Annotated in this window: 12 protein-coding genes, 1 rRNA gene, 1 pseudogene and 1 other annotated feature (1 of these 15 only partly in view); of the genes and pseudogenes, 12 read left to right on the top strand and 2 right to left on the bottom strand. The window is 43.9% G+C overall.

The window, feature by feature from the left end; genetic code table 11:
* Window positions 1–1950, top strand: a sequence feature (most likely nonfunctional fraction of RNA operon) (it extends 712 nt beyond the left edge of the window).
* A 388-nt stretch (window positions 1951–2338) separates the two neighbouring features.
* From rrf to chrA, 3 genes are all read left to right on the top strand, one after another.
* Window positions 2339–2454: ribosomal RNA gene (gene rrf / locus BN1067_RS07670) — 5S ribosomal RNA — on the top strand.
* Window positions 2455–2964: 510 nt separating this feature from the next.
* On the top strand, window positions 2965–3270 hold the full coding sequence (locus BN1067_RS07675; RefSeq protein WP_053218288.1) for a PadR family transcriptional regulator: 306 nt from the start codon (window positions 2965–2967) through the stop codon (window positions 3268–3270).
* 14 nt (window positions 3271–3284) lie between these two features.
* On the top strand, window positions 3285–4487 hold the full coding sequence (gene chrA, locus BN1067_RS07680) for a chromate efflux transporter (RefSeq protein WP_053218289.1): 1203 nt from the start codon (window positions 3285–3287) through the stop codon (window positions 4485–4487).
* A 110-nt stretch (window positions 4488–4597) separates the two neighbouring features.
* Here chrA and BN1067_RS07685 read toward each other — a convergent pair whose 3' ends face one another.
* Together BN1067_RS07685 and BN1067_RS07690 are read right to left on the bottom strand one after the other, a co-directional pair.
* On the bottom strand, window positions 4598–4993 hold the full coding sequence (locus BN1067_RS07685) for a hypothetical protein (RefSeq protein ID WP_234400647.1): 396 nt from the start codon (window positions 4991–4993) through the stop codon (window positions 4598–4600).
* 210 nt (window positions 4994–5203) lie between these two features.
* Window positions 5204–7720, bottom strand: coding sequence for a PIG-L family deacetylase (locus BN1067_RS07690; protein WP_234400648.1), 2517 nt, complete (start codon window positions 7718–7720; stop codon window positions 5204–5206).
* 757 nt (window positions 7721–8477) lie between these two features.
* On the opposite strand from BN1067_RS07690, the gene BN1067_RS07695 reads away from it, so the two are divergent.
* The 9 genes and pseudogenes from BN1067_RS07695 (at window position 8478) to BN1067_RS07735 (ending at window position 17320) form a co-directional block, all read left to right on the top strand.
* Complete coding sequence (locus tag BN1067_RS07695) at window positions 8478–9650, top strand: ROK family transcriptional regulator (protein WP_110943376.1); 1173 nt, start codon at window positions 8478–8480, stop codon at window positions 9648–9650.
* A 16-nt stretch (window positions 9651–9666) separates the two neighbouring features.
* Window positions 9667–10779, top strand: a complete 1113-nt coding sequence (locus tag BN1067_RS07700) for an extracellular solute-binding protein (RefSeq protein ID WP_234400649.1) — start codon at window positions 9667–9669, stop codon at window positions 10777–10779.
* 107 nt (window positions 10780–10886) lie between these two features.
* Window positions 10887–11984 carry an ABC transporter ATP-binding protein gene (locus tag BN1067_RS07705; protein ID WP_053218290.1) on the top strand — a complete coding sequence of 366 codons (1098 nt, stop codon included), beginning with the start codon at window positions 10887–10889 and terminating at the stop codon, window positions 11982–11984.
* Window positions 11985–11993: 9 nt separating this feature from the next.
* The gene (locus BN1067_RS07710; RefSeq protein WP_053218291.1) at window positions 11994–13679 is read left to right on the top strand and encodes an ABC transporter permease; all 1686 of its coding nucleotides are present in this window, start codon (window positions 11994–11996) and stop codon (window positions 13677–13679) included.
* A 52-nt stretch (window positions 13680–13731) separates the two neighbouring features.
* Window positions 13732–15147, top strand: coding sequence for an argininosuccinate lyase (gene argH, locus BN1067_RS07715; RefSeq protein WP_053218292.1), 1416 nt, complete (start codon window positions 13732–13734; stop codon window positions 15145–15147).
* A gap of 320 nt (window positions 15148–15467) precedes the next feature.
* Window positions 15468–15921, top strand: a pseudogene (locus tag BN1067_RS07720) (MarR family winged helix-turn-helix transcriptional regulator).
* A 23-nt stretch (window positions 15922–15944) separates the two neighbouring features.
* A complete protein-coding gene (locus tag BN1067_RS07725) occupies window positions 15945–16463 on the top strand; it encodes a GNAT family N-acetyltransferase (protein ID WP_053218293.1) in 519 nt (172 codons plus the stop codon).
* 127 nt (window positions 16464–16590) lie between these two features.
* Window positions 16591–16869 (top strand): ArsR/SmtB family transcription factor, encoded by a 279-nt coding sequence (locus BN1067_RS07730; RefSeq protein ID WP_053218294.1) that lies wholly within the window; start codon window positions 16591–16593, stop codon window positions 16867–16869.
* 67 nt (window positions 16870–16936) lie between these two features.
* Window positions 16937–17320: a VOC family protein gene (locus BN1067_RS07735; RefSeq protein WP_053218295.1), complete on the top strand. Its 384-nt coding sequence runs from the start codon at window positions 16937–16939 to the stop codon at window positions 17318–17320.
* Window positions 17321–17502 lie beyond the last annotated feature (182 nt).

Genomic DNA, 17502 nt, shown 5'->3' on the forward strand with positions numbered 1-17502 from the left:
TAGACCCGAAACCGTGTGATCTACCCATGTCCAGGGTGAAGGTCAGGTAACACTGACTGGAGGCCCGAACCCACGCGTGTTGAAAAACGCGGGGATGAGGTGTGGGTAGGGGTGAAATGCCAATCGAACACGGAGATAGCTGGTTCTCTCCGAAATAGCTTTAGGGCTAGCCTCAAGAGTTGAGTACTGGAGGTAGAGCACTGATTGGACTAGGGGCCCTCATCGGGTTACCGAATTCAGTCAAACTCCGAATGCCAGCCACTCGATCTTGGGAGTCAGACTATGGGTGATAAGGTTCATAGTCGAAAGGGAAACAGCCCAGACCGCCAGCTAAGGTCCCAAAGTATACGTTAAGTGGAAAAGGATGTGGAGTTGCTTAGACAACCAGGATGTTGGCTTAGAAGCAGCCATCATTTAAAGAGTGCGTAATAGCTCACTGGTCGAGTGACTCTGCGCCGAAAATATACCGGNTTGCATTATGGGCTTGTAGGGGAATGACTTATGACGCGAGCATCTAGCCCGCAGAGCTGGATTTCGAAAAAAACGTGTCAATGTTCGTTGATTGTCTTTCCTCTTATCTAGTTTTGAAGGTACATTTTCTAAAAAGCACCTAAAGGAAGTTCTGTTAAGACCGTTCACGTCCTGTGAACAACACAGAACGACCTGCATCCTGCAGGTCTGGTGGCAATAGCGGAGAGGTCACACCTGTTCCCATGCCGAACACAGAAGTTAAGCTCTCCAGCGCCCATGGTAGTTGGGGCTTTGCCCCTGCGAGAGTAGGACGCCGCCAGGCANAGCCGCAGTGAATAGGCCCAAGCGACTGTTTAGCAAAAACACAGGTCTCTGCGAAGCCGTAAGGCGAAGTATAGGGGCTGACACCTGCCCGGTGCTGGAAGGTTAAGGGGACGCGTTAGCCCTCGTGGCGAAGCGTTGAACCGAAGCCCCAGTAAACGGCGGCCGTAACTATAACGGTCCTAAGGTAGCGAAATTCCTTGTCGGGTAAGTTCCGACCCGCACGAAAGGTGCAACGACTTGGGCACTGTCTCAACGAGAGACCCGGTGAAATTATACTATGCGTGAAGATGCGCATTACCCGCGACAGGACGGAAAGACCCCGTGGAGCTTTACTGTAGCCTGATATTGAATGTTGGTACAGCTTGTACAGGATAGGTGGGAGCCTTAGAAACCGGAGCGCTAGCTTCGGTGGAGGCGCCGGTGGGATACCACCCTGGCTGTACGGACCTTCTAACCCAGGACCGTGATCCGGTCCGGAGACAGTGTCAGGTGGGCAGTTTGACTGGGGCGGTCGCCTCCCAAAGAGTAACGGAGGCGCCCAAAGGTTCCCTCAGAATGGTTGGAAATCATTCGCAGAGTGTAAAGGCAGAAGGGAGCTTGACTGCGAGACCTACAAGTCGAGCAGGGACGAAAGTCGGGCTTAGTGATCCGGCGGTGCCGTATGGAAGGGCCGTCGCTCAACGGATAAAAGCTACCCCGGGGATAACAGGCTTATCTCCCCCAAGAGTCCACATCGACGGGGAGGTTTGGCACCTCGATGTCGGCTCATCGCATCCTGGGGCTGTAGTCGGTCCCAAGGGTTGGGCTGTTCGCCCATTAAAGCGGTACGCGAGCTGGGTTCAGAACGTCGTGAGACAGTTCGGTCCCTATCCGTCGTGGGCGTTGGAAGTTTGAGAGGAGCTGTCCTTAGTACGAGAGGACCGGGATGGACACACCGCTGGTGTACCAGTTGTTCCGCCAGGAGCATAGCTGGGTAGCTACGTGTGGAAGGGATAAGTGCTGAAAGCATCTAAGCATGAAGCCCCCCTCTAGATGAGACTTCCCATCATTTCAAATGAGTAAGATCCCTCAGAGACGATGAGGTTGATAGGTCCGAGGTGGAAGCGTGGTGACACGTGCAGCTGACGGATACTAATCGATCGAGGACTTAACTTAAAACAAAAAGCGGAGACGACCGTTAAGGTCCGACTGGATAAGTAAGACCGCGACAAGGCTGGGTTTCAGCCTTGTAGAGGAATTGCTTATACAGCGAGGACCTGGGAGTCGGAGCTGGATTAAAACAAAAAGCGTCGCGGGCTTGGTCAGATGCGACACGCATAAGCCAGTCATCGAAAAGCCCTGCATTTATGGGCTTGTAGGGGAATGACTTATGACGCGAGCATCTAGCCCGCAGAGCTGGATTAAAAAAACGTGTCAATGTTCATTGAATGTCTTCCCTCTTATCTAGTTTTGAAGGTACATCTTTCTTAAAAGCACCTAAAGGAAGTTCTGTTAAGACCGTTCACGTCCTGTGAACAACACAGAACGACCTGCATCCTGCAGGTCTGGTGGCAATAGCGGAGAGGTCACACCTGTTCCCATGCCGAACACAGAAGTTAAGCTCTCCAGCGCCCATGGTAGTTGGGGCTTTGCCCCTGCGAGAGTAGGACGCCGCCAGGCAAACAGAAACACCCTTGAATGAGAATCAACTCGTTCAAGGGTGTTTTTTTGTATAAAATTTTTGCTGTACTAGATTCATTTATATTGGCAGTTTTCGTAAAGACGGACTCAGTTTTCAAAGATGCACAATCCACTTTTTATGTGATCTTCGGATGCTTGCTGTTTACGCTGCAGTCTGCGTATGCTTTACACTAGGCGTAGCACCCTTATCGCGGAGGAAATACCCGAAGACTCCTGCGGGAGGAAATGCCTCGGTGAGATCCCACAGAGCTTTAGCTCGAGGAAACTCACCAGCCGCTCGCGGAAAGCACAGGGTATCCCCGCAGCGCTGGACTAACAACATTTGTATCTGAGCCTTAATATTACACCAATGTAAATTATATGGATTTTTAATTAAGCAGCTTCGGCATCTATTGCACTACTCAGCAAGCACTTATATAATCATTATCGAAACTCGATATAGAGTTTCGCTTTCGATAGTTGTATGCCAGCTTTGAAAGGAGAATCGACTTGGATAATAAGGTATTACGTAAGTTATTTTTAGGGTTTATTCAAATCCACATCTTGCACCATGCAAAAGAAGAAGCGATTTACGGCTCCTGGATGCTTGAGGAATTACATGAACATGGATACGAAATCAGTGCAGGTACTTTATATCCGATTTTGCACAACATGGAGAAAGATCAGCTATTGAAAAAACAAGAAGTGAATGTGGAAGGAAAAATAAGAAAATATTATCGCATAACAAATAAAGGAGATGTCGTGCTTCAGGAAGCTCGGGCAAAAGCTTATGAATTGTTTAAAGAAATTACTTAAGGGTGGTGAATGAAATGTCAAAGCAAATAAAAAAACAAAATCAGCTACATACACTCCTGCAAATTTTGATTGCCTCCACGAAATTGGGGCTAACTTCATTCGGCGGACCTGTCGCGCATTTAGCCTATTTTAAGGATGAATATATCGATCGACGTAAGTGGCTGACTGATAAAACCTACGCAGATATCATCGCATTGTGTCAATTCCTTCCTGGTCCGGCAAGCAGTCAGGTCGGCATCTCTATCGGTATGTTGCGCGGCGGACTTTTAGGTGGACTGGTGTCCTGGTTCGGATTTACGGTGCCATCGATCATTATACTTGTTGTTTTTGCCATGTTGTATCAAACGTTTACGCTTGATGATGCCGGATTTATTCATAGCTTGAAAATTGTCGCTGCAGCAGTTGTTCTGCATGCATTAATCGGGTTAGGTAAAAAACTGACACCAGACAAAACCAGGCTGGCGATCGCGATCGTTGCTGCAGCCGTAATGCTGTTGTATCCTTCAGCATGGATGCAGATTGCCATCATCCTGGCAGCTGGATTAGTAGGTTTAAAACTATTTAAGGATAAAGCAGAATCCAAGGTGGAACCATTTAAGGTTAACATTTCTAAAAAGACCGGAGTCGCTTCATTAGGTATCCTGGTTACTTGCCTTATCGTATTACCATTGATCACACGTGTAACCGACAATCGATTACTGGATATTTTCGATACCTTTTTCCGAGTTGGTTCTTTAGTGTTCGGAGGCGGTCATGTTGTGTTGCCGATGATTGAAAGGGAAGTAGTGCCACAGGGATTGTTGTCACCTGATGAATTCCTGGCCGGTTACGGTATGGCACAGGCTGTTCCAGGTCCTTTGTTTACCTTTTCAAGCTACTTGGGGACCATGATGGAAGGAATAGCTGGAGCGCTTGTTGCAACGGCAGGTATTTTTCTGCCATCGTTTTTATTGATCATCGCTGCCCTTCCATTTTTAAATGCATTGCGCCAGCGATCAGCTTTCCAAGGTATTCTTATGGGAGTTAATGCAAGTGTGGTTGGTATTCTATTAGCCGCATTTTATGATCCTGTTATCAGCAGTTCGATTTTTGATCCATCTGATTTTGCGCTTGGTGTCATCCTGTTTGCTTTGTTGAACATATGGAAGGTTTCGGCATGGCTAATTGTCCTACTAGGGGTGATTGGCGGATATCTAATCAATATGTTAGGCTTTTAAGCTTTGAAAAACGCACGAAGAAATCCCACGAGGATGATAGAAAAAGTAGAGGTTCCATAACAATAGAAGCTCTACTTTATATAGTGAACGAACGTACTTATAGTTGCTAGTCAGCCATTTAACGCAGTTAACAAAAAACATACTGCTGTTATAAAAGATAATGGGGTCATGACAAGCTTTTCTTTATTGCTTTTGGAAAAAGCATTCATTACGGTATTTAAAAATAAATAGAATGCGAAAAAATAACAGCCTCCTTTTGCGATAGGGGCGATGAAACTTATCGAAATCACAGTCCCAACTTGTAATATAAATAGGATTGCAATCAATTGAATAAATACAGAAATCATACAAGCTACCCGCATTTGTTTAGGCATAATTTTATATTTTCCGCCCATTGCAAAATCTCCATATGGCAAACCTAAAGCTAACAGAACGTAAAAAATAGCCGCTGTCAGAAAAGCAATACTCCCTATCCATGCTGTTACCACCATATCACTCCCAGCCATTATCCCTCTTGAACCCAGTCATTACTTATAATTATGTACGGTATTTACTCTCATTCCTGCTTTTTTATTTCAACAAATATAGGTGCTAATCCTGCATGGAAACGGTGCATTCGGATAAAGTAGACATCGAAACACAGAGAACACTTGAAATAAAATCCAAGTGTTCTCTGTCTCTAGTATTCTAATCTTCATTTGATTTTTTTCAGTTGGTTATTCTTCGCTTCCATCATAACTGATCAGGTTTGTGAAAATCCGATAACCGCCGGGAACTAGGTTCTGGATTTGTCGATACCAGACAAGGTTTGTATAGAGATAAGTTCCCTCGCCGTAGTCAGTCAGCAAAATGCCACTTTCAAATTGATCTCCATCGAGATCGGTCATCGTTAGGAACGTTTCGTAATTGTCATCCCATTCCATTGGGAAGTATAATCCTCTTTCTTGAATCCAGCCTTCCCAATCTTGTTCGGTAATCTGATTAGGCTGATTGAATAGAGGGTGCTCCGGCTGCAAAATAGTATAGTCCGATGCTTCGTCTGTAACCCTCCACTCAATCGAAGGAGATCCTATGGTCAATGGATAGGGAGCAGTGGTATCAGGGTTCCAGTTGTCTCCCGGTTTATGGTACTGGACCACCACATGCCCGCCATTTTCTGCATATGCTAAAAGTTTATCGTTTTGTTCTGCCAGGTCATCACGTGAGAGATAAGCACGGATACCCGTAACGACTGTATCATATTTTGTCAGATCCTCCGTTGCCACATCCTCGATTTTCGTTATATTCATCCCGACTTCTGATAACTTTTCAGCTACTAGATCAAAGCCTGAATCGATATAACCGACTTGGAGATTTTGTGGGAAATCTAAGTGTAACGCAATCCCGTTTAAGTCGGCACTTTGTATGTGGTAAAAGGTGCCGATGTGTCCATAAGCTATTTCCTGGACTTGTTTTTGCAACTGCTTTCCATTTACTTCGGCTGTTGGCGTAATGACAAAAGGTTCATCTGTTAAATCTTCAGGCGGTACAATCGAGAAGGTCACGGTTTTTTCTGACTCTTCTTCTTCAAAGCTAACCTTCTTGCTAGCTGCCGGGTTCCACTCCTCAGGAAGCTGCAGGGAAATTTCTGTCTCCAAAGGATGCTGCGTATAGTTTGTTACAGTCACGTCGACATCGACTGCTTCTCTTGGTTGGGCTGTATTAATCGCCAATGTATCTGGTTCTGCTTTCAATCCAACCTCCGGAAGTAGGGCGATGGTTTCCTCCGGATTAAGCGAAATGGTCGAGGTAACATCGTTCACCTGGTATGAAACGTTCGTTTGGATGATTGGCTCCTCGTATGGTTGGTAATACCCCGCGTCCTCGGGAGCAGTTACAGAAAACGTTACAATTTTCTCTTCCTCTGGCTGTAAAGCAAAGGGGCTATCTTCTCCATTAATTTCCCAATCTTTTGGCACTGATAAGGTCGGAGACAGGTTATCCAACGTTTTCGTGCCGTTGTTCTGCAAGGTTATCGTGATTGTTGCTTCTGCTCCCTGGACAAGGACAGGATTATCGATTGCTGTGGTTACTTCAAGTTGAGAAGCAACGAGGCTTGCCTGTTGCAATTGCCCTTCTTTGACGTCCAGCCGATGCAATAGATCATTCTTATTTAGTTGCTTAAAGGTGGAACGCACTACTTTTTGCTTCGTTTTATGAAGTTGTTTCAGTGCTTGATGAACCGTTTCTAACACTTGCTCATCGTTTGGATAGGCATCTATGACCTCATCCAGTGTTTGCTGGAGCTTTCGTAAGTCACCTTTTATATGATTATCCGATTTCTTTAAGCTGCTTGAGTAGGCATCAAAGTCATAGTTGAGTCCTTCAAAGATGGAACTTTCCTGGTCCGGGATTTCACCAACGGATGATTTTACTAGTTCTAAGTATTCGATTTGTGACCCGGGTTCCATGTCTCTCCCCATTCCCTGACTTTTATGCAAGTACCTCGATTGCTCGCCTAATTGGGGGTAGGTCATACCATAGACGGGATCATAATCGCCGACTTCGATTCCGACGGTTGCATTATCTTCGGAAGCTGGCAAGTATAATTTTTTGATTTGCCATGGGTGCAGTCCTTCTTCCATATGCTCCGGAAAAACGGCAGGATCAGCTGCGTCTTCAAAAGCTTTCATGCTTAGTTGGGCGATGGCGCGGTGGTGCCCGTGCTGGCTCTCCACATCACGGAAAGACGGCATTACAATATCAGGCTGATACATCCTGATTCTCTTAATAAACCGCTCATAGGTTGTTTCTTCTCCCCATTTTGTCAAAGTTTCGTCAGGAGACTTGGAAAAACCGAAATCATAAATGTCATCATTGGTTGTTTCGCTTAAATGAAAAACTTGGACACCGGTAATTTTGGATGCTTCGATCATCTCTCTGGAACGGATAATTCCCAGCCCGTTCCCGAGTTCCTCCCCAATCTCGTTTTGTCCTCCTTCTCCCCGATTAGCAATAATGCTTGCGGTATGGACGCCAAGCCCTCTGGACAGGTAAGCGAGTAGGTGACTCCGCTCATCATCTGGATGAGCCCCGGTGTTCATAAAACTGGTAATGGTACTCAAGGGTTTTACAGCACTCCAAAGATCTTGGTTGTGTTCGTCGTCTGTACTTTCCCCAAATACTTGGGAAGGAATAAAAGAGGGTAGGAAAAGGGCTAAACAAAGCAATACATAACTCCACTTTCTAATCATTCAAAAACTCCTTTCTCCACTAGCTTTAATTTTTCCTTGCCCTATAAAAAGATGTTGTTCCCTCCTTCCTTTATTTCAAGCTCGACTAGCAAGGCAATTAGGTTAGTAAACTTTACTAATCAACTGCTGGCAAGGCATTTATTTGCTTTTAACAGTAAGGAAAAAGAGGAGGGGATACAACTTCAGGAAAATCCTTTATTTAGGATGAAGAGAGCCAATTTGGAAATATAATACCGATTTCCTGCAGTTTGTTACGTTTTGCTTTTGTTTCCTTCCTAAAAGGGAATAAAGGCTTACTTATCATGAAAGCGCTTTAAAATTTGTTGGTAAATTCTTCTCTTTTTGGGGTGAAAGGATGAAATGAAGCTAAACAAATAGCAAAACATTTCTTGTGTATTGTCTGATTAAGTCGAAAAAACAGGTGTAACAGACTATTTCACAATTTCCTGTTTTACAAGAACCATCCAGGTATGAATAATAAGTCTTACTTGTGGTGGCTATTCGTTTGAAAAACGAAGGGAATAAAAGAATGATAAAGAATAAAATGGAATAATCGAAAAAACGGCACGTAAACTAGTTAAAATTGTAAAATTCGGAGTTTTACAAATATAAACGCTTTCAAATATGATGGGCATAGTTGATAAGTAAACCTAACTAACTATGCTTGTCTTCCTGTCAGTAGGAATTCCGACGAAGGTTGCTGGCAATCAGCATAGCAAAGGTGAAGTAAAATCCGATTGTTTAAGGGGCTTATGTAATGCATAAAGTGGAAAAGGGAAATGCGGCATACATTAAAAATATGAACAAACGGCTGGTATTGCAATGTGTCATCGATCATCAGCCAACATCCAGAGCCGAAATTTCAAAAAAAATCAACATTAGCAAACCCACTGTTTCCGGTCTCGTTGATCAATTATTAGAGGATGGCTGGATATACGAGACAGGGAGTGGCGAAGCTTCAGCAAATGGAGGGAGAAAGCCTGTCCATCTATGCTTCAATCCCCGTTTTGCTTACGTAATTGGGGTGGACATTGGTGGTACAAAGGTCGCTTCCGGAATTAGTGATTTAAACGGCAATATTTGTGCTTATCGGGAATTCCCCACACAAAAAAATTTGGAAAGTGGGCTGTTGGAACATATTCAATTGGATATAGAGTCAATGAAAGAAGAACTAAATCTCTCTGATGATCAGATTTTGGGAATGGGGGTAGGCGTCCCCGGTATGACCAATGTAGAGGAGGGAATTGTGTATGAGTCGCCGGCACTTGGTTGGAAGCAATATCCGATACGGGAGAAGCTTAGCCAATACTTTGACTTTCCGATATTTGTAGATAATGACGTGAATATCAACGTGTTAGGCGAGCATTGGAAAGGAGCAGGGCAACAGAAAGCAAATTTGATTTATATTGCCATTGGAACCGGAATTGGGAGCGGAATTATGCTCAATGGACAGCTGTATCGAGGAAGTAATTACAGTGCCGGAGAAATAGGTTACTTGGTAACGGATCGCATCTTTGCGAGAAACTATCATCCCGTGTATGAAGGATTTGGTTTTTTGGAAAGTGTGTCCAGCGGTTCATCGATCGGTGATCAGCTTACGAAGAAGATCGGTTCACGTGCGACAGCCCAAGAGGCTTTCCAAATGTATCAACAGGGACATAAGGATGCAGTGGAAATCATTGATTCAGCGGTAGAGAATTTAGCTCTAGGCATTGCCAATTATGTGTCACTGTTTGATCCTGAAATCATCATTTTAGGAGGTGGTGTAAGCCGTTCTTACTCAATGATTAGTGAGAAAATAAATGAAATCATCGAGAGATTCGCTCCTAAGAGATGTGAAGTAGTAGCTACGACATTCGGAAAAGAAGCTGGCGTCATTGGAGCAGTTGCTTTATTTCTGAAGGAATTCGATACTATTTTTGCTATTTAACAAAGGGGGTATTGTTGTGGGGAAAATTAAAAAAACGTGGCTTTTAAGTATGTTCGCTGCACTGTTGCTTGTTTTAGCAGGCTGTATGGCTGGAAATTCGGATGACGAAGCATCTGGTGAAGGAGATGGCGGTGGAGATACGGCAGCATCAGGCGATGAACTGGAAGAAAAAGTAGTTGTGTATTCACCGCATGGAAACGATATATTAAGCGAATTCGAACAGCAATTCGAGGCGGAATACGGAATCGACATGGAGTTTCTTGATATGGGTTCACAGGAGATACTGGACCGGATTCGATCCGAGGCAAACAATACACAGGCCGACGTTTGGTGGGGAGCACCACAGGTCAACTTTGATCAGGCTAAAGAAGAAGACCTGCTTGCAGAATACAAGCCTTCTTATGCCGATACTTTAGATGAATTGTACCATGATGAAGACTGGTATTGGTCCGGTACTTCGATTACACCGGAAGTTATCTTATACAATAATAAAGAACTGTCTGAAGAGGAAGTGCCAAAAGACTGGGACGAACTCGTCGATCCGAAGTGGGAGGATGAACTGATCATTCGTTATCCTTTGGCATCTGGTACGATGCGGACGATTTACTCTGCCATGATCTATCGGACATATAAGGATACGGAGAGCCCGGATGAAGGATATGAATGGCTCGAAAAGCTGGATGCCAATACCAAAGAATATTCCGCCAACCCGGAAATGATGTATAACCAGGTGGCAAAAGGAGTAGGGTCGCTTTCGGTTTGGAATATGCCGGATACCGTCATGCTTGCCGAAGAAAAAGGATACCCGTTTGATTATGTGATTCCGGAAAGCGGTACCCCTGTTTTGACAGAAGGGATTGCGATTGTAAAAGACGCTCCGCATCCAAAAGCGGCGGAAGCTTTTTATGAATTCGTCAACACGAAAGAGGCTGCCAAGTTACTTGCTGAAAAGTACTATCGAATTCCGACTCGGGAGGATGTGGAAGATCTTCCGGATTGGATAACCGAGACAGAAATTAATCCGATGGAAATCGATTGGAGTACATTCCAGGAAAAATCTCCAGAATGGATGGATTATTGGGATAATAACATCAAGAACTCGGAAAAAGACAAGAGCGAAGAAGAATAGCCCTCCTTCCATCGCTAATGGGCGGATTAACAACAGGAAAACTAAGCTCCAGCCATGTAACGAACGGCCAGGGCTTGGTTTTCCTGAATTAGAGGAGATGTAGTTCGATGTCAACGGTGAATTTATCTACGATTACTAAACGTTTTGGCAACATAACAGCTGTTAAAGAATTGGATTTGTTGATAAACGAAGGTGAATTTTTCACTTTTCTCGGTCCCAGCGGCTGCGGCAAAACAACTACACTTCGAATGATTGCCGGTTTCTATTACCCTACCGAAGGAAAAGTGAAGTTCAACGATAAAGATATGACCACGGTACCGCCGGAAAAAAGAAATACCGGGATGGTATTTCAAAATTATGCCCTCTTTCCGCATATGACCGTTTATGAAAATGTCGCTTTCGGCCTGAAGGTCAGGAAGATAAGCAAAAGTGAAACCAGACAAAGAGTGGAGGATGTATTAAAGAAGGTTCGTCTTGATCAGTATATCGATCGTCAGGTAAGCCAGTTAAGTGGCGGTCAGCAGCAGCGTGTTGCTTTGGCGCGCGCACTAGTTATTGAACCGGACATCTTGCTTTTGGATGAGCCGCTGAGTAACTTGGACGCTAGATTGCGAGATGAAATGCGAAACGAGATTTTACGCTTGCAGCGTGAGTATGGCATCACCACCATTTACGTAACACATGACCAGGTAGAAGCATTAACGATGAGCGACCGAATCGCCGTATTCAATTTCGGTGAGTGCCAGCAAGTCGGGACCCCGTCCGAAATTTATAATAAGCCAGTCAATGATTTTGTGGCAGCGTTTATAGGGGAGACGAATTTATTTTCCGTTAAGCCGGACAAAGAGGTGGATGGAATAGCTGTTTTTCAATCTCCGGATTTTGATCATCCCGTTTATGTCGATTCAACCGAGGAAAATATCGGTGCCTACACGGAGGAAGAAGAGCTAGTCATGTCCATCCGCCCCGAAGCAGTGCGAATTCGACCAGATATAAACGAGGGGAAAAACATATTCAACGGAAAAGTATCGCTTGTCCAGTTCACGGGAGCTTCGGTGCATACCTATATTGAGATGGAAAATGGTGCACATATCCGGGCTACTGATTTAAACCATGGGCCGAGCACTTACTTAAAAGAAGGTACTCCGATTAGCTTTCAACTACCTCAACATCAAATCAGAGTGATTCCAAAGGCGAGGGAGTGACAAGTACATATGCTGAATGCTGAAAAAAGAAGAACCATTCTCTTGTTGATTCCTATTGTATTAGTGCTAGTAGGATATGTGTTATATCCATCTATTGAAACATTGATTGAGAGCTTCAAGAAAAACGGGGCTTTTTCCCTGCAAAATTATACCGATTTTTTTGGAACCAAAGCTGCTTCCAATCTTGAAGCATTGTGGAACTCTGTTTATATCTCCCTATTATCGGTTTTCTTCAGTGCGTTAATCGGGGTTCCGCTGGCTTATATATTTAATCGATATGACTTTCCTGGTCGCCAATTCTTCTCGAATATAGCCATCATGCCGATTGTCCTGCCTTCCTTGGTAGGGGTCATGGCATTTATGTTTCTGTACGGCGAAGCGGGCTTGGTGCCAAACGCCATAAAGGATTTGTTTCATTTGTCGGAAGTGCCGTTCAGCATTGGCGGAATATCCGGAATTTTACTCGTCCACGCCTATACCATGTATCCCTATTTTTATATGACGACCTCGTCCGCATTGAATAACATTGATCCTTCTTTGGAAGAGGCGGCATATAACCTGGGCTCCAGCCGGTTCGGCGTGTTTTGGAAGGTTACCTTTCCGTTATTGACTCCGGGATTGGTTGCTGCATCGTTGTTGGTATTCATGGTTTCCATGGCGTCCTTTAGTGCACCGTTTTTATTAGCGGGCGGTTTCCGTGTGTTGAGTCTGCAAATCTATTTTTCCAAGACAAACGGGGATTTGGACATGGCTGCCACCCAATCCGTGATTCTATCAGTAGTCTCAATAGCTTTCCTTTTATTTATGCGCTGGTTTCAAAATAGAAAAGATTATCGGATGGCCAGCAAAGGAATCGGTGCCCATCGGAGCGAGGTCAGTAACCCGATTTTAAAGTGGGCGATGGTCACAATAGGCATTCTGGCGATGGTAGTATTATTGCTGCCGCATGTCACGCTGCTTGTGTTGTCACTCGTGCCGGAGGGTGCCTGGACCTGGCAAACGTATCCGCAGGCATTCAGTCTGGAAAATTTCCGCCTGCTATTTGAGGATCCGAACATCTGGGATCCGGTCCGCAACAGTTTGATCATGGCTGCAATCGCCTGTGCAGGGGTTTTTGTATTTGGTATCATCACCTCCTATGCTCTGGTAAAAAGAAGCTTCGTTGGAAAAAACTTGCTGGATATTCTGGTCATGATTCCTTGGGCATTGCCGGCAACGGTTGTCGGGATGAACTTGATCCTTGCTTTTAATGAACCGTCTGCCTTTTCATTTGGCAAAGTGCTGGTAGGTACTTTCTGGATTTTGCCGCTCGCTTATTTTGTCCGGTTTATTCCACTCGTTGTACGGTCCACCAATGCCGTCCTGGAGCAGATGGATGATTCGATAGAGGAAGCTGCTCAAAATCTGGGGGCGAAATGGTTTTACACCTTTCGCAGAGTCGTTCTTCCGTTTATCATGCCGGGAGTATTGAGTGGTTCACTTCTTGCCTTCGTCCAGGCGGTAGGAGAGTTCCCGACTTCTGTCCTCTTGTATACACTTGGAAACCGACCAATATCTATCGAAATCATGAACCAGCTGCGAATGTTCAATCTCGGACAGGCGGCTGCCTATGGCATGATTCAGGTAGGGCTGATCGCGATTGTTCTGTTCGTATCGTATAAATTTTTCGGGGTGAAATCAGAGAATACGCTTTAAAACGCTGGAAGATGCCTGTGTTTACTAATGAAATTATTGGGGTGTTATGGTTATGGGTTCACTAAAGGAAGAGTTTGAAGCAATGGACGGGGTGCAATTCCCGGGAAAAACATATGTAGAAGCTTTATTGAAGCCGGTATTTTATGATCAAAAAGAACATTTACTGGAAGCGATGTTCCTGATTCACAAAGCGCATACCACCATGCTTGCCGAACAGCATATCATTTCCAGACAAGAAGCGGATTTGATCCTGAAGGGCGTAAAGGAAGTGGAACAAGTAAAAACGGCTGAGTTGGATTACTCCACCGAATTTGAAGATTTGTTCTTTTTGGTAGAGTCGCAAATCGGTAAGATTATCGGGGAAGAACTTGCCGGGAAAATGCACATTGCGAAAAGTCGTAATGATATGGGCGAAGCGATGTATCGTATTGTCATAAGGGATTATATCACCTCTGCTCTCCAGGAAGCCGAAAACTTGAGAAAAGCATTGCTGTACCAGGCGGAGTTGCATATTGACTCCATTATGCCTGCACACACACATACGCAGCCCGCTCAACCTACAACCTTCGCCCATTATTTGTTGGCTGTAACCGATAACTTAGACAGAGATATCACACGATTAAAAAATGCTTTCCAAACGGTTAACAAATCCCCTATGGGGGCAGCGGCTATCACGACATCGGGCTTTCCGATAAACCGTGAACGGGTTGCTGAATTACTGAAGTTTGATGGTTTGGTGGAAAACTCCTACGATGCTATCGGGACTGCAGATTACTTAATTGAAGCTGCCCAAGCCTTGATTAGTTTGATGACCAACATGGGGAGATGGATACAAGAATTTTTACGGATGGCTTCCAAGGAAGTAGGATTGTTGAAAGTGTCGGATGCTTATGTGCAAATCAGCAGCATCATGCCGCAAAAGCGCAACCCTGTTTCCATCGAACATTCAAGAGCACTGGCAAGCAGTGCGGCTGGTGAAGGGATGACGGTAGTGCACATGATTCACAACACTCCGTACGGCGATATCAATGATACAGAAGACGATTTACAGCCGCATTTGTATGAGGGCTATCGTAAAGGGTTACGGGTGCTCCGTTTAATGCGGGCTGTGGTGCTTACGATGGAGTTTAATAGAAACAGAGCTTTTCAACAGGCTCGGGAAAATATGATAACAATCACAGAACTTGCAGATGTCCTTGCTCGTGATTATGGATTGTCGTTCCGCAGAGCGCATCACTTTGCCAGCATCATTGCCAAAAAAGCGGATGCGGCTAAGCTAGAATTATATGAAATTCCGGTAGAGAAAGTTAATGAATGGCTTGACGGCATTCAGCTCAAGAACGAAGATTGGCGCGAAATTGTGGATCCAATCTGTTTTGTGGCGAGAAGGAATGTAACGGGTGGTCCTAACCAGGAGTTGGTCAAGGAAATGGTTCAAAAGAGAAAACGGGATGTTAATCAGGATTGAAGCAGAAAATTCCCCTTCGGTCCTCAGAGTAATCCCTGATTTGGTTACTCAATTGAATTGAGAAACCGGCATGACTGCTTGTAAAAGCGGGTGAAGGCTTGCATGCTTTCCTTACTTTGGAATTTGGGGTTATCATTTGAATCTATTTTAGTTAACTAGTAAAAGGCCGAATCGTATTGATTCGGTCTTTTAATTTACTTTGAAGGGATTGTAAGCATTTTCGAGAGACTTAATAACGTTGTAAATGCAACAATAATGTAGAATGTTTGGTTTTAGGAAATGTTGTACTTACAACTAAACTACTAGTAAGGGGGTTCGCGATGAAGGAGATTATAAGGGAAATTGGAATGATTGCAAGGGTGTTAGATTCTATTAGTAACATAGAGTTTAAGGAACATGAACTGACAAAAGGGCAATATTTGTATCTTTTATGAATATGTGAAAATCCGGGAATTATTCAGGAAAAGCTGGCAGAGATGATAAAAGTCGATCGAACAACAGTTGCCTAATGCGATTAAAAAGCTTGAAATGAATGGCTTTATTGAAAAGAAAGACGACTCGCGCAACAAAAAAATTAAAAATCTTTTTCCAACAGGGAAAGGGGAAAAGGTCTATCCGTTTATCATAAGGGAAAACAATCATTCCAATGCGATGGCACTGCAGGGCTTTACAGAGGAGGAAGCGGAACTCTTTTGTCAGCTTCTCCAAAGAGTAAGAGAAAATGTAGAGGAAGATTGGGAATTTGTGAAAAAAGGAAACAAGAGAAATTATTGATCAAGAGAAGGAGGCTGCATATTATGACTTATTATTTAAACAAGTGCACCCTTGAAGATTTGCGGAAACTTCAGGAAATCAGCTATGAAACTTTCAATGAGACATTTAAGCATCAGAATTCCCCTGAAAATATGAAAGCTTATTTGGAAAAAGCATTCAATCTAAAACAATTGGAAAAAGAATTGTCCTGTCCCAACTCAGCGTTCTTTTTTGTCTACTCTGAGGGAGAAGTGGCTGGATACTTAAAGGTAAACATCAATGAGGCTCAGACAGAAGCAATGGGCGAAGAATCTTTTGAGATCGAGCGGATTTATATAAAGAACAACTTTCAAGGGCACGGGCTTGGTAAATATCTATTGAATAAAGCGATAGAAATTGCTAAGGAATGTGGTAAAAAGAAGATTTGGCTTGGCGTATGGGAAAAAAATGAGCATGCTATCGCTTTTTACAAGAAACTGGGATTTGTCCAGACAGGGGCACACTCTTTCTACATGGGTGATGAAGAGCAAATGGACTTAATCATGACTCGATATCTAAATTAGTACCAGTACTGTGCTTTGGTTGAGTTGCCATTAGTCTACCTGAAAAGCAGGACACTGTTTTCAATTTATGCAACCATAAAGTTACTTTTCATTGACATGCAACTAATTGGTTGCTTATACTCAATATATGAATGAGGATAAAGACGTTATATTCAAAGCGTTGGCCGATCCGACTCGGCGGCTGATTTTAGACGAACTCTCAGAAAAAAACGAACTGACGTTGTATGAACTTACCGCTCGACTGGTGATGAAGCATAATCTGTCCATTTCTCGACAAGCGATAGCAAAGCATCTGGCTGTATTAGAAGATGCCGGGCTCGTCAATTCAATGAGAAAGGGGAAATATCGAGTACTCTTATTCAACAACAAACCATTGAAAAATCTGCTGGAAAGTTGGATAGATTAATTCGAAATGGCGGTCGGCAGCGAACATGGGCGCCAGCACTCACCAACATTTCATAGGAGGGAAAAAGATGAAAATCATCGTGAACAGTATTTTCGTAGAAGACCAGGACAAGGCATTGGAATTTTATGCAGAAACGTTGGGATTTCTAAAAAAACATGACGTCCCCGCTGGAGAACATAGATGGATAACGCTTGTGTCTCCCGAGGACCAAGGTGGTACAGAGCTGTTGCTCGAACCTAATGAACACCCTGCGGCCAAAGAATATCAACAAAAGCTATTTGCTGACGGAATTCCGGTAACGATGTTTGGTGTTCAAGATATTGATGAAGAGCACAAACGGTTAGTGGAAAAAGGTGTGAAGTTTACGATGGAGCCAACAAAAATGGGGGAGGTGACCATAGCTGTATTTGATGATACCTGCGGTAACCTGATTCAAATCATGCAGATGTAACGTTGACGGTGAGATTTATTGGGTAGTAAAAATAAATCGGATATAACAGGGCGTTTCTCCAGGAAGGAGATCGCCTCTTTTTTATGGAAATTATGACAAGGAGGTGTATATCAATAAAAAGGACAAGGGGACAATGGGGGAATTCTTCAGTAAACATTTTATGCTTATCAACAGAATGTAAA

The organism is Virgibacillus senegalensis, from assembly GCF_000821245.2.
GTDB classification, from domain to species: Bacteria; Bacillota; Bacilli; order Bacillales; family Amphibacillaceae; genus Sediminibacillus; species Sediminibacillus senegalensis.

What these genes read in the sequence shown, in the direction of transcription:
- chrA (WP_053218289.1), top strand. Translation starts at nt 3,285, where the DNA reads ATGTCAAAGCAAATAAAAAAACAAAATCAGCTACATACACTCCTGCAA.
- BN1067_RS07685 (WP_234400647.1), bottom strand. Translation starts at nt 4,993, where the DNA reads ATGGCTGGGAGTGATATGGTGGTAACAGCATGGATAGGGAGTATTGCT.
- BN1067_RS07690 (WP_234400648.1), bottom strand. Translation starts at nt 7,720, where the DNA reads ATGATTAGAAAGTGGAGTTATGTATTGCTTTGTTTAGCCCTTTTCCTA.
- BN1067_RS07695 (WP_110943376.1), top strand. Translation starts at nt 8,478, where the DNA reads ATGCATAAAGTGGAAAAGGGAAATGCGGCATACATTAAAAATATGAAC.
- BN1067_RS07705 (WP_053218290.1), top strand. Translation starts at nt 10,887, where the DNA reads ATGTCAACGGTGAATTTATCTACGATTACTAAACGTTTTGGCAACATA.
- BN1067_RS07710 (WP_053218291.1), top strand. Translation starts at nt 11,994, where the DNA reads ATGCTGAATGCTGAAAAAAGAAGAACCATTCTCTTGTTGATTCCTATT.
- argH (WP_053218292.1), top strand. Translation starts at nt 13,732, where the DNA reads ATGGGTTCACTAAAGGAAGAGTTTGAAGCAATGGACGGGGTGCAATTC.
- BN1067_RS07725 (WP_053218293.1), top strand. Translation starts at nt 15,945, where the DNA reads ATGACTTATTATTTAAACAAGTGCACCCTTGAAGATTTGCGGAAACTT.
- BN1067_RS07730 (WP_053218294.1), top strand. Translation starts at nt 16,591, where the DNA reads ATGAATGAGGATAAAGACGTTATATTCAAAGCGTTGGCCGATCCGACT.
- BN1067_RS07735 (WP_053218295.1), top strand. Translation starts at nt 16,937, where the DNA reads ATGAAAATCATCGTGAACAGTATTTTCGTAGAAGACCAGGACAAGGCA.